Origin of the sequence: Bifidobacterium breve DSM 20213 = JCM 1192, from assembly GCF_001025175.1 — a bacterium.
Classification (GTDB): domain Bacteria; phylum Actinomycetota; class Actinomycetes; order Actinomycetales; family Bifidobacteriaceae; genus Bifidobacterium; species Bifidobacterium breve.
Genome location: NZ_AP012324.1, coordinates 1,623,277 through 1,636,520 on the forward strand (window position 1 = coordinate 1,623,277; position 13,244 = coordinate 1,636,520).

General features: G+C 60.5%; 9 protein-coding genes. 3 read left to right on the top strand and 6 right to left on the bottom strand.

Annotated features, from left to right (window positions below; genetic code table 11):
• Positions 1-8: 8 nt before the first annotated feature.
• Positions 9-1,400 (bottom strand): histidine--tRNA ligase, encoded by a 1,392-nt coding sequence (gene hisS, locus BBBR_RS07120; protein ID WP_025263105.1) that lies wholly within the window; start codon positions 1,398-1,400, stop codon positions 9-11.
• Between the two features lie 99 nt (positions 1,401-1,499).
• On the opposite strand from hisS, the gene BBBR_RS07125 reads away from it, so the two are divergent.
• The gene (locus BBBR_RS07125) at positions 1,500-2,945 is read left to right on the top strand and encodes a DUF349 domain-containing protein (protein WP_015439026.1); all 1,446 of its coding nucleotides are present in this window, start codon (positions 1,500-1,502) and stop codon (positions 2,943-2,945) included.
• A 158-nt stretch (positions 2,946-3,103) separates the two neighbouring features.
• On the opposite strand, the gene BBBR_RS07130 is transcribed toward BBBR_RS07125, so the two are convergent.
• From BBBR_RS07130 to BBBR_RS07140, 3 genes are all read right to left on the bottom strand, one after another.
• Positions 3,104-4,867: a bifunctional metallophosphatase/5'-nucleotidase gene (locus BBBR_RS07130; RefSeq protein WP_003830309.1), complete on the bottom strand. Its 1,764-nt coding sequence runs from the start codon at positions 4,865-4,867 to the stop codon at positions 3,104-3,106.
• A 109-nt stretch (positions 4,868-4,976) separates the two neighbouring features.
• The gene (locus BBBR_RS07135; protein ID WP_032738316.1) at positions 4,977-5,735 is read right to left on the bottom strand and encodes a creatininase; all 759 of its coding nucleotides are present in this window, start codon (positions 5,733-5,735) and stop codon (positions 4,977-4,979) included.
• Between the two features lie 107 nt (positions 5,736-5,842).
• A complete protein-coding gene (locus tag BBBR_RS07140) occupies positions 5,843-7,219 on the bottom strand; it encodes an MFS transporter (RefSeq protein ID WP_047928283.1) in 1,377 nt (458 codons plus the stop codon).
• A gap of 34 nt (positions 7,220-7,253) precedes the next feature.
• Here BBBR_RS07140 and BBBR_RS07145 point away from each other — a divergent pair, with 34 nt between their 5' ends.
• Entirely contained in the window at positions 7,254-7,433 is a 180-nt protein-coding gene (locus BBBR_RS07145) for a hypothetical protein (RefSeq protein WP_025263108.1), read from the top strand.
• Here BBBR_RS07145 and BBBR_RS07150 read toward each other — a convergent pair.
• Positions 7,407-8,909: a PucR family transcriptional regulator gene (locus BBBR_RS07150; RefSeq protein ID WP_003830305.1), complete on the bottom strand. Its 1,503-nt coding sequence runs from the start codon at positions 8,907-8,909 to the stop codon at positions 7,407-7,409. The two genes, BBBR_RS07145 and BBBR_RS07150, sit on opposite strands and share 27 nt — an antisense overlap.
• A 142-nt stretch (positions 8,910-9,051) precedes the next feature.
• Here BBBR_RS07150 and BBBR_RS07155 point away from each other — a divergent pair, with 142 nt between their 5' ends.
• Entirely contained in the window at positions 9,052-10,374 is a 1,323-nt protein-coding gene (locus BBBR_RS07155) for an amidohydrolase family protein (protein WP_003830304.1), read from the top strand.
• Positions 10,375-10,530: 156 nt separating this feature from the next.
• On the opposite strand, the gene BBBR_RS07160 is transcribed toward BBBR_RS07155, so the two are convergent.
• Positions 10,531-13,140: an ATP-dependent Clp protease ATP-binding subunit gene (locus BBBR_RS07160; RefSeq protein WP_003830303.1), complete on the bottom strand. Its 2,610-nt coding sequence runs from the start codon at positions 13,138-13,140 to the stop codon at positions 10,531-10,533.
• Positions 13,141-13,244: the final 104 nt, after the last annotated feature.

Here is a 13,244-nt window from a genome sequence, read left to right on the forward strand (position 1 = left end):
CGAATACGTCAGATTTCGACGGTTTGCTGGGCAACCACAGTATCCGGTTCCCACGACGTGCAATCGGCGGCAACCTGCTCGCCGGTGACGATGTTCTTGACCTCGTCACCGGTCGATTCCTCACCCTCGGCGGCACTGGCCGGGAACCACACGTACGGGATGCCGAGCTTGTCCGCATACTTGATCTGCTTGCCGAGCTTGGCGGCGGTGGGTGCCACATCGGTGGCGATGCCACGGGCACGCAGCTGGGCGGCGATGCGATTGGCGGTCGGACGGTCCTCTTCGTTCCACACGGCGACCAGCACAGCGGCAGGGCTCACACGGTTGGCGTGCGCGCCGGCGGTGTGCAGCATGTAGCTGACCAGTCGGCTCAGGCCGATGGACAGGCCCACGCCCGGATACTTGCGGTTGCCCTGGGAGGCGAGGTTGTCGTAGCGGCCACCGGAGCAGATGGAACCAAGCGAGGCGGCGCCGTCGAGGAAGGTCTCGTAGACGGAGCCGGTGTAATAGTCGAGTCCACGGGCGATCTTCAGGTCCGCGATCACGGAGCCGGGGCGGATGGCGGCGGCCTCGTCGACGATCATGGCCAGGGTATCGAGTCCCTGACGGGCCAGCTCATAGGCCTCGGAATCCTCGGCGATGCCGTGCGCCTCGCACAGCGCGTCGAACTTGGCAGCCAGCTCGGCACCATCGGAGGCGGTAAGCTCGGCCAGTTCGAGGCAGGCGCGCGCCTGGGCCTCGGTCGCACCGCAGGTTTCGGAAAGCAGTCGGGCCACCTCGTCGGCGCCGATCTTGTCGAGCTTGTCGATCTCGCGCAGCACACCTTCGATGTCCGTCAGACCGAGTCCACGGTAGAAGCCTTCGGACAGCTTGCGGTTGTTGGCATGCACGGTGGCCTTGGGCAGGCCGTATGCGCGCAGCTCTTCCAAGGCGGAAACCATGACCAGCGGCAGCTCCACCTCATAGTGGTCAGGCAGGTCGCCCGCACCGATCACGTCGATGTCGGCCTGCACGAACTCGCGGAAGCGGCCCTCCTGCGGACGCTCACCGCGCCAGACCTTCTGAATCTGCCAACGCTTGAACGGGAAGGTCAGCGCACCCGAGTGCTCGACCACATACCGGCTCAGCGGCACGGTCAGATCGAAATGCAGACCCAGACGGTCCTCAATCGGAGTGTCGGATTCGTGACCGACCTCCTGCAGACGGGAAAGCAGGTAGATCTCCTTGCTGGTCTCGCCTTTTTTCAGCAAAGAAGCGCCGGTTTCCACCGCTCTCGTCTCAATGCCGATGAAGCCGTTGAGCTCAAAAACCTTACGAAGCGTGTCGATGACACGCTGCTCCACTACACGTTCGGAGGGGAGCCACTCCGGGAATCCTGATATTGATGCACCTTTAGCCACGAAATCAATATAATAGGTGAGGGTTGCGTCAAAGCATGCCGAATTATCGGTATGCGAGGCGTTCCCACTCACTCACTCTATGCTTGTAAGGAGCTGGCCATGGCCGACGAGACTGTCACCGAAACCGAAAACACCGCTGCGACCGAAGAGCAGGCAACGACACCCGCACCCGAGGCCAGCCCGGCCACACCGACTCCTGCTTCAATGCCGAAGCCGCATGCGCCCTCCCCCGCCGCTTTCGCTAAGAAGGCCCCCGCGGCCAAGGCCCACGTTGCGGCCCCGGCCGCGCACGCCGCATACTCCGACGCCGATGTCAAGGCCGCTGAAGCCTTCGGCCGCGTGGACGACAACGGCACCGTCTTCGTCAAGGAGGGCGACACCGAACGCGAGGTTGGCCAGTTCCCGGACGCCTCCAAGGAAGAGGCCCTGGCGCTGTACGCCCGTCGTTTCCTGGATCTCAAGGCCAAGCTTGATCTGCTGTCCAGCCGCCTGACCTCTCCCAATGTCAAAGCCCGTGAGATCGACGAGTCCCTGAAACTGCTGGGCGAGGAAACCTCCGAGCCCGCAGTCGTGGGCGATGTCGCCGCGCTCAAGAAACAGTTCGAGACGCTGAAGACCGCCGGCGAGGCCAAGAAGACCGAACTGTCCGAGGCCCGCAAGGCCGCCGTGGCCAAGGCCGTCGAGGAACGCACCGCCATCGTGGAGAAGGCCGAAGCACTGGCCGCCTCCCTGGGCGACAACACCAACTGGCGTTCCACCGCGGACAAGTTCCGCAACCTGTTCGATGAATGGCAGAATCACCAGCGCACCACCATCCGCATCGACAAGCCCGAGGCCGAGGCACTGTGGAAGCGCTTCTCCGCCGCTCGCACCACGTTCAACCAGTCCCGCCGCAAGTGGGCGCAGGCTCGCGACAACGAGCGTTCCCAGGCCAAGGAAGCCAAGGAAGCCATCATCGCCGAGGCCAACGAGCTGAAGGATTCCACCGCCTGGGGCGAGACCTCCCGCAAGTTCAACGAGCTGATGGACCGTTGGAAGAAGGCCGGTCGCGCCGGCCGCAACGAGGACGACGCCCTGTGGGCCAAGTTCCGCGAGGCCGCCGACACTTTCTTCAACGCCCGTCAGGCCGACCGCGATCAGATCAACTCCTCCGAGAAGGAGAATCTGGCCGCCAAGGAGGCGCTGCTGGTCAAGGCCGAGGCTTTAGTGCCGGTCAAGACCGACGCGGAAGCCAAGAAAGCCCGTCAGGAGCTCGCCAAGATTCAGGAAGAGTGGGATCAGATCGGCTACGTGCCGCGTGACGCCATGCGTCGCATCGAGGGTCGCCTCGACGCCGTGGACAAGCAAATCAAGGCCATCGAGGATGCCGCCTGGAAGCAGACCGACCCGGAGGCCGATGCCCGTAAGTCCAGCTTCGAAGAGCAGCTTCATGCTCAGCTCGCCGAGCTTGACGAGAAGATCGCCGCTGAGTCCGACCCGAAGAAGAAGGCCAAGCTCGAGGCCGAGAAGGCCACCAAGGAGCAGTGGCTGAACGCCATCAAGTAAGCCTTCCGCTTATGCCCTCGCTGGCGGGGGCTGTCCAACATAGTCGGACTGGGAGTGGTTCCATACAACGGCCACCCCCAGTCGGCAAACCGACAGCCCCGCCAGCGGAGGCAAATTTGTAGCTGCCGGCCCCGCCAACGAGCGGGGCTCATTCATATCTACGCCCGTGTGCCGGTTTCAGGCACGGCAGCAGATAGCTTCGGGTGCGCAGCCAGATATTCGTGCAGCGGCTGGTTATAGGACATTTCCAGTTCGCCATAGTTGCTGCCTGCACGGAATGCCGAATAGTTGTCGCCGCCCTGCAGCAGGTAGGAGTTGGAGGCGATGATCACCAGATCGTCGTCAGCGATCGGCCTGCCGTCGATGGTGAGGTCCACGATGCCGACGGTGGCCTTAACCCCTGTATGCTGGTTGCCGTTTCCGTCGGAATCCCCGAGTGTGCATGTGGCGCCACCATCTCCGCACTGGACGTACCGGTATCGCACATTCGAGGAGATGCCGAGCCATCGGTGTTCCAATTCACCGTCATCGTTGCGATGAAACTGCTGGGCGAGCACCGCCTTGAGTCCGAGTCCGGTGAGGGTTTCGTGCGCGGCGTGGAACTGGAGGGCCATCAGACTGTCGACCTCACGAATCGTGACCTTGCCGTCCTCGTCCATATCCAGCTGTTTGGTTCTCAGGCTGCCATCGTTTGAGAACCCGACCACGGGCAATCGGGTGCCGGCATACACATTCCGCATGATCGACTCCCGGTTGGCGTCCGCCACAAGCATGCCCACCGATCCTTCATGTCCGACGGACGTGCGCTTGTCGAAATTCGTTCCCGGCGCCAGAGTGCCGATCACCGCGTTCCCCGCCCTGGCCGCGTAGTTGGCCTTCGTGTCGAGCTGCCGCGAGCGCGCTACGCTGCCGTTCGACACCACGCCGGCGGACATCCAGGCGGCCTGACGCGGATGGGCGTCCAGCCCCTCCACGTTGAGCACGCCCGGAACCGCAGTGGCCTCGGTGCCGTTGCCGAGGTTCACATCGGCCACCTGGACCTTGGCATGACGACCATGGCCGGTGATGATCAGATCCTGCACGGCCATGTTCTGGCCGAAGCTACCGGCCTCATAGATCGGTGCCCCTCCGTCGGTGACGCCTTGTTTTACGGCGTGGGTGTGGCCGGTGTAGGCGAGGTCCACATCACGTCCGAGACCGGTTGCCGCCGAGGCGTCGGCGTGCAACAATGCGACCACCGCATCGACTTTGCCCGAACGCTTCAGTTCACCGGCCACGCGGTTGAGCGCGTCGACGGCACGTTCGCTCAGATCGGCGTCTTCGGTGATCTGCGGCGTGGCCACCGAGCCAAGCGCGTCCGTGAGCGCGCCCACGAAACCGATGCGCTTGCCATTCACCGTGCGAATCGTATAGTCCTTGACATGGCTCAGTTTGCCGGTAGCTGATTTATTGGCCGAGGACACGTTGGCGCAGAGCCAGTCGATGCCGTTGGCCGGAGCGGCCACACGATTGTTGAAGTCGGCCACGCTGCGATCGAATTCATGGTTGCCCACGGCAGAAACCGTCAGCCCCCACACCTTGGCCATGTCAAGGGTGGGTTTGTCTTGCCTCACGGCCGACTCATAGGGCGATCCGCCCACCAGATCGCCGGTGGAGACGGGAACCATATTGTCGGGGTTGTGACTGTCCGCCAAGGTGAAGGCGGCTGCGACATCGGCCCCATGTTCGATATGACCATGGAAATCGGTGATGTCGGCGATGGTCACCGTGCGTGTGCCGGTGGCCGGATCCTCGCCGGAAAAAGGAACGGCTCCTGCGGCACCCGCGATATTGGGTGCCACAAGAGCCGTAAGAACGACGCATAATGCTGTGCCAATGGCGACTCCAGGCCGCCCGCCGGCCCTGCGTCGGCGCTTCTTCATATCTCTGTTCACGCCATTCACGCTAGGGCTGCTGATTGAACAACCAGGCGAAAACAAGCAACCCGTGGGTGAATTCTTAGCGGCGCCTTGGTTCAGCAGAAGCGGAAAGCTATTCGCCGAATTCTTCGGCGCAGATGTCTGCTACCGCATCTACGCAGGCATCGGCGATGAGCTTTCCTCTCGCGGCACTGGAACCAGCCGGATTGGCGAGTCCACCGTGGGCGGGAACATCGCCTTGACGCACCGGGTAGCGCACGTATGACTTCGCACTGGCTCCGGCTTCCTCGACCATGCGATCCATGTGCACCATTTCAGGCGCATAATGGAGCATCAGCGAGGTTTCGGTTACTGCGGCGTGTTCCAGTGCCCAGCCGGGGAACACCAATCCGTCGAATACCTTGTCGATCACCGACTGAGGAACCGGATCCCACCAATTGGTTTCTACGATGGTGGCCACTCCCCCGGTCTCGCGAGTGACCAAATCGATGGCCTCGACGATGAACGCCTCGTTTTCAAAGTGTGCGTTCATGACGACGATTTTGGTGAAACCATCCGCAATCAGCTCGCTCAGCACATCATGCATCTGGTTGATGACGGTCACGCCGTTCATGTCGATGGTTCCGGGGAACAGCGGACCGCCGCCGGACAGCGGCTTGGACTTGTAACCGTAGCTCAAGGCGGGCAGTACCGTGCCGTCGATGCGCTCGGCCAGATCCTCGGCCACGCACGTGGCGAGCACTGCGTCGGTACCGATAGGCAGATGCTGGCCATGCTGCTCAGTGGATCCAATCGGCACGATAACAGGACGGGCTTTCGCCTCCTTGAATTCCGGCCAAGTCATGTGATCCATACGACGGTTGCTACCCATTGCAGTACTCCTTTGGGTTGGTGTGATATTGAACAGTGTGCACGCCGGCTCCCCTCTTTCAGGGAATCTGGCCGCATGGCGAGCCAAGGGGAGCCGGTGGACACGGATCAAATGTGGTTCAGATCCTTGTTCGTGTTTTCGTGGGAGAGAATCATTGCCACCAAGGCGATGGCGGCAACACCCACCATGTACCAGGCCGAAGCGATGGACGAACCGGTCAGTGCAATCAGGCCAGTGGCAATGAACGAAGCGGTGCCGCCGAAGATGGCATTGGCCAGATTGAAGCTGAAGGCGAATCCGGTGAAGCGCACGGAGGTGGGGAACGTTTCGGTCAGGTAGCTGGACAGGGTACCGTCGTTGGCGGTAAGGGTGGCGCACATTGCCAGCTCGACGATCAGCACGGGCCAGAACTGGGAGGTGTTGAGAATGAGGAAGGCGGGAACGGTAAGCGCGATGAATGCCACGCAGGCACCGATAAGCACCTTCTTACGGCCGAACTTGTCGGAAATATGGCCCATGCCGAACACCATGAAGACGTAAGCGACCAGGCAGATGGTGGTGATGGTGCCGGACTGGGTGGCTTCCATGCCGACGGTGTCGGACAGGTAAGTCGGCAGGTAGGTCAGCACGGTGTAGAAGCCGACCGCGTTGAGCACACAGGCTCCGAAGCTGATGACCAGCGCCTTGAGGTGGTTGCGGAACAGCTCGACGAGCGGCGCGAACATGCCGTTCTTGGCCGTGCCCTGGGCATCGGCGATGGCGGCAGCACCCTTGGATTCGAGCGCGTCGTTCATCGACTGGTATACGGGAGAATCGGCAAGCTTGGTACGGATGTACAGCACGATCAGGCCGAGAGGTCCGGCAAGCAGGAACGGCACGCGCCATCCCCAACCGACCATTGCGCTGGAGTTCATGTTGGCGGTCATCAAGGTGGCCAGCGTGGAGCCGGCGAGCAGGCCGATGGCGGTGGAGGCCGGAATCAGCGAGCAGTAGATGCCGCGCTTTGAGGTAGGAGCATATTCGCCGAGGAACGTGGCGGCACCGGCGTACTCACCGGAGGCGGAGAAGCCTTGCACCATGCGTAGCAAGAGAAGCAGAATCGGCGCACCGACGCCAATCACCGAATAGGACGGCAGGCATCCGATCAGGAAGCTCGCTCCGGACATGAACATGATGGAGTGGGCCAGCGCGGCTTTACGACCTTTCTTATCGCCGTAGCTGCCCCAGAAAAGCGCACCGATCGGGCGCAAGATGAAGGACAGCGCGAATACGCCAAACGTCTGCAGCATGGCGACGGTGTGGTTGTCGGTCGGGAAGAATACCAGCGCGATGGTGATGGCGAAGTAGGAGTAGGAGGCGTAGTCAAACCATTCGATGAAGTTACCGAGGAAGGAGGAGACTGCGACCTTCCTGACCATGTCCTGTTCTTCGGTTTGCGGAGTGGAATTCATCAGTCGTGCAGAAGTGATTGTTGCGGAACTCATGATGACACCGTCCTTTCAAGGATGTGCTGTTCGTGTGACTGAATCGGATGTATGGGAATCCGTTTCGCAGCAGGTCGACCAGCGCCGCGATAGCTTTGACTATGCCCTTACGTATTTGCTGGAACGTGAATCGATGATTAACCCGTTCGATGGGAAAATGGACAGGTTGACAAGCGACGCCGCCGCATTATTCGCTGTGCCGTTCCTGCCATGATTTCGCGAGTTTGGCGGCAAACAACAGCATTGACCAGTTCTTCTTGTCGTTGTAATCAACACCGACCATCTGTGTCACTTTGTCCAGTCGGTTGTACAGGGTCTGCCTTCTGATGCCCAGTTGTTCGCACGCACCGGTTTTGCTGTCGAGATTGTCGAAGCAGGCGCACAAGGTGTCCAGCAGCATTGGCGAGGAGGCCACTTCAAAGCCGATGGTCTGCACGATAAGCATGCGCATCGCTGTATCCATATCCGCGGAGGCGACGAATCGGTCCACGAGCACGGACATCGTACTCACGACCTGCCCATATGCCGGCTCTCTGGCTGCGATGCTGCGCAACACCGCAAACTCATCAATCAGAGTCACCGTGTCCAAGGCCACTCGGCCATGCACTGCATAAATGCCGTCGCCTTCCAGCAATGCAAGCGCATCCATGCATCGGTGTCCGAAATCGGCGGCGCCACCGGTGGAATCGGCGGCGGAGCACCACCCCATCATCAGATCGCCTTCCAACATACAGGCGACGTCGCTTCCGGATTGCGCCTCGAACCGTTCGATCATGGCGGAGACGTGGTCAACGCCCTCCACCACCGATCTGAATCGTAAAGCGAATGGCATATAGATGCACGACCCGGCAAAACCCAATGCTTCCAGCATCGCATGGGCTTCCTGGGCTTCATAGGTATTGACGTGCACACCATCAGCCGGCCCCATGCTCAGGTGCCTCATCATGCCCATGCGTGCGCCGCCGTCAATATATAAGGCGGCGACCGGTGCAACGATCTTGGCAACGGCCTGCCGCATGGATTCGTCAAAGGTCATGGTTCGTTGGGTGATTTCCAGCGCGCCTACCGGTCGAGAGCGCCCCTCGAGGGCGATGACCATGCTGGGCTCGTTTCCGGTGTTGAACGCACGGCCAGCCCGCGCGGCCAGCAGACCGTCGCCGTCGAAGATGGCCACGCTTTCGCCGAACAACGCCGCAACGGTTTCCGCCACTGCTTCGATACTGCCGGTGTGGGACAGTCCCTCACGTAACGAAGTGGACATTGTGTCCACCTCTAATTGCAAGTGCATCTGCTCGTGCACGATAGCCGTATTGACACTCTGACAGATGTTGACAAAAGGTACGCGAGATTTCAGACCAATCAACGTCAACCCATGCAGCCTGGCCGCAGACACCAGTTCGTCCGGCATCCGCACCACACCCTCCACCAGTTCGACCACCAGAGCGGCGACACCAGCCTGTGCCAGGCTTGCTACATATTGCCCTAGCGTGCCGTACCAATCGGCGGCGAGCAGAGCGTTGCCCTCGATAATCAGCATCTCACCGCCCGAAAGGAAGCTGGAGACATCCTCTCGCTCGTTGGTAAACACCCATCGCACTGGCGTATCGAGGTCTTTGCCTTCGACCTCCACCACAGGATCGGCTCGTTTGAACTGCGTGTTATGAAGCACACTGCGAATCGATACAGTCATACAATCTGTCCATTCCCCCGCGGAACACCGGTCGTTCCGGTTAACCTCACCGCAAAGCGTGCTGTTGACAATAACCTCAGTTGGTTACGCGGGCAGTCGGTTCACGTAACCGTTCGGCAACACACCAGTTGAAGGAGCGACGATGACTACCACACTGTTCACCAACGCACATATCGCCACCGGAGAACCCGGCAGCACGGCTGCAAGCACCCTGCCATTGCAGGACATTCTCGTCACGGATGGTGTGTTCACCGCATTCGGCCCCGGACTCGCGCAACAATATGAGGCTCAGGGTGGTAATCTGGCGGCCATTGAGGTGGTCGATCTGGGCGGCAAACTTGTCTGCCCACCGTTCTGCGATACGCATCTGCATCTTGACTATGTGTTCACCGCACGCAAGCCCGGCGCGGTCAACGAGAGCGGCACCCTGTTCGAAGGCATCCAACGTTGGAGCGAGACCAAATCCGATTTGACGGTTGACGAAATCAAGCAGCGTGCGAAAATCGGCATCAAGAAGGAAATGCTGCACGGCGTGCAGTTCATTCGTTCTCACGCCGATGTGACCGACCCGAAGCTGACTTCGTTGAAGGCGCTGCTGGAGCTTAAGGAAGAGCTGAAGGACACGGTCACCATCCAGATCGTCAGTTTCCCGCAGGAAGGCATGTACTCCTATGAGGGACCACACGGAGAATCGGGCGCTGATCTCGTGGAGGAAGGCCTCAAGATGGGCGCCGACTGCGTGGGCGGTATTCCCCACTTCGAACAGTGCCGCGAATTCGGCGAACATTCCATGCATACCGTGGTTGATCTGGCTTCGAAGTACGACAAGCTCATTGACGTGCATTGCGATGAGACAGACGATCCGAACTCCCGCTACGTGGAACTGCTGTCAGCACTGGCCTATAAGGCGGGCATCGGTTCGAAGGTCACCGCCAGCCACACCTGTTCGCTGGGCTCGGCGGACAACGCCTACTTCTTCCATCTGACCAAACTGCTGAAGGCGGCGCATATTAACTTTGCTTGCGCACCCACCGAGAATCTGTATTTGCAAGGGCGTCAGGACACGTTCCCCAAGCGTCGTGGCATTACACGTGTCAAAGAGCTCACCGAAGCCGGCATTAACGTGTCATTGGGTCAGGATTCAATGCAGGATCCGTGGTACCCGCTGGGCAACGGCAATATGATGCTCATTCTCGACTATGTGCTGCACCTGGCACAGATGATGAGCTTCGAGGAAATCGATGATGCGCTGAAGTTCCTGACAATCAATGGCGCCACCACATTGGGAATGCGGGATAAGTACGGTCTGGAGACGGGCAAACCGGCGAACTTCATCGTGCTGGATGCCGATAACGTGTTCGACGCCGTGTATGAGCGCTGCTCGGTATTGCGTTCGGTGCGCGCCGGCCGCACGCTGTTCACCCGCGAGGAGACCGTCGATACCGGACTCGATCTGTTGCGCTAGTCCGACGCATAAACAGAACTCCCCTTGACAGAGGAGCTGTCGCCAGAGGCGACTGAGGGGCAGACCACCGCTGCACATCATGTGTGCGCAGGGTCTACCCCTCAGTCAGCTTCGCTGACAGCTCCCCTGTCAAGGGGGAGCTATTTCCCAGACGGGTTACTCCTGTGGAGTGTCGTTGGAGTCGGAGGCTTCGGTCTGTTCAGCGGCCGGAGCGGCTTCTGCCGGTGCCTCACCGTCAGAGCCAGCACCGTCAACACCGTCTTCGGACGGCTTATCGGCGACGGCCGGCTCCTCGAACTGTTCACCCTTGAAGGTGAATTCGCCGAGAATGCCTTCGCCTTCCGCGTCCACGATCACGCGCTGGCCGTCTTCGAGGTCGCCCATCAGGATCTTCTCGGAGATGGCGTCCTCGATGTCGCGCTGAATCACACGGCGCAGCGGACGAGCGCCGAGCAGCGGGTCAAAGCCCTTCTGCGCGAGCAGATCCTTGGCGGCGTCGGTAAGTTCGAGCGACATGTGGCGGTCGAACAGACGATCGTTGAGCTGCTTGACATCGAGATCGACGATCTGACGCACCTCCGGCTCAGTCAGCTGCTTGAAAACGATGATGTCGTCCAAACGGTTGAGGAACTCGGGACGGAACTGCTGCTTCAGCTCCGAACTCACCTGATCCTTCATGCGCTGATAGCTCGACTCGGTGTTCGCGCCGAGGTTGAAGCCGGTGTTGGCGGCTTTGGCAATGTCGCGGGTGCCCAAGTTGGTGGTCAGGATGATGATGGTGTTCTTGAAGTCCACTTTGCGGCCCTGACCGTCGGTCAGATGGCCGTCATCCAGCACCTGCAGCAGCGTGTTGAAGATATCCGGATGCGCCTTCTCGATCTCGTCGAACAGCACCACGGAGAACGGCTTGCGGCGCACCTTCTCGGTGAGCTCGCCGCCCTCCTCATAACCGACGTATCCCGGAGGCGCACCAAAGAGACGCGATGCCGCATACTTCTCGGAGAACTCGGACATATCGACGCGAATCAGCGCATCCTCATCGTCGAACAGGAACTCGGCCAGCGTCTTGGCCAGCTCGGTCTTGCCCACGCCGGTGGGGCCGGCAAAGATGAACGAACCGGACGGGCGCTTCGGGTCCTTCAGGCCCACGCGGGTACGGCGGATGGAGCGGGACAGGGCGGACACCGCCTCATCCTGGCCGATAATGCGCTTGTGCAGCTCGGCTTCCATGTTGAGCAGCTTCTTGGACTCAGCCTGGGTCAGCTTGAACACCGGAATACCGGTGGTGGCGCTGATGACCTCGGCGATCACGTCCTCATCCACGACCATCTTGACGTCGGACTCGCCTTCGCGCCAGGAATCTTCCTTCGCCTTGCGCTCGGCTTCCAACTTCTCTTGGTTGTCGCGCAGTTCGGCGGCCTTCTCGAAGTCCTGGCCCTTGATGGCCTCGTCCTTGTCGGCGGCGATCTTGGCGATCTTGTCGTCAAGCTCCTTGAGCTCGGGCGGTGCGGTCAGACGCTTGATGCGCAGGCGGGCACCGGCCTCGTCGATCAAATCGATGGCCTTATCCGGCAGGTTGCGATCCTGAATATAGCGGCTGGAAAGCTCTGCGGCAGACTGCAACGCACCATCGGTGATGGTCACGTGATGGTGGTTCTCGTAGCGAGAACGCAGGCCCTTCAAGATTTCAATGGTCTCGGCGATGGTCGGCTCATGCACCTGGATGGGCTGGAATCGGCGTTCCAGCGCCGCGTCCTTCTCGATGTACTTGCGGTACTCGTCGGTGGTGGTGGCGCCGATGGTCTGCAGCTCGCCACGGGCCAGCATCGGCTTCAACATATCGGAGGCACCCAGTGCGCCGTCGGCAGAGCCAGCCCCCACGATGGTGTGGATCTCGTCGATGAACAGCACGATGTCGCCGCGGGTCTTGATTTCCTTCAGGACCTTCTTCAGACGCTCCTCGAAATCACCACGGTAACGGGAACCGGCCACCATGGAACCAAGATCCAGCGAGTAGACCTGCTTGCCTTTCAAGGTCTCCGGCACATCGCCGGCCTGAATCTTCTGGGCCAGTCCTTCGACCACAGCGGTCTTGCCCACACCTGGCTCGCCGATCAGCACCGGGTTGTTCTTGGTGCGGCGGGAGAGCACGACCATAACGCGCTCGATCTCATTAGTACGGCCGATGACCGGATCCAACTTGCCTTCGGCGGCTTCGGCGGTCAGGTTGCGGCCGAACTGGTCGAGAATGGCGGAACCGGACTTGTTCTGCTTGTCCGCCACGCCACCGGCGTTGGCCAAATCGCCCTTGCCGTCAGTGGAGGTGCCGGAGTTGCCGCGAATCATATCGATGGTTGCGCTGCGCAGCTCGCCCAAATCAACGTCCATCTTAATGAGCACCTGAGTGCCCACGCCTTCGCCCTCGCGAATCAAGCCGAGCAGAATATGCTCAGTGCCGATGTAGCTGTGGCCCAACTGCAAAGCCTCACGCAACGAGAACTCCAGCACCTGCTTGGCATGCGGGGTAAAGGGGATGTGCCCGTTCGGGGCCGCGTTGCCCTTGCCGATCATCTCTTCGACCTGCTTGCGGGTGGCGTCCAACTCCACGCCCTTCGAGGCGAGTGCCTTGGCGGCCACGCCCTCACCCTCTCGGATCAGGCCGAGCAGCAGGTGTTCGGTGCCGATGTAGTTGTGCTGGAGAGTCCTCGCCTCTTCCTGCGCCAACACGATCACGCGCCGTGCACGGTCGGTAAACCGTTCGAACATGCTTGTCCTTCCTCAATTGACATTCCGTTTTACTCTACCGATTCACAGTGACGTTTATTCGCTGGATTCCATGAATTGCGCCGTGAGAGGAGAAGAAAAACGAT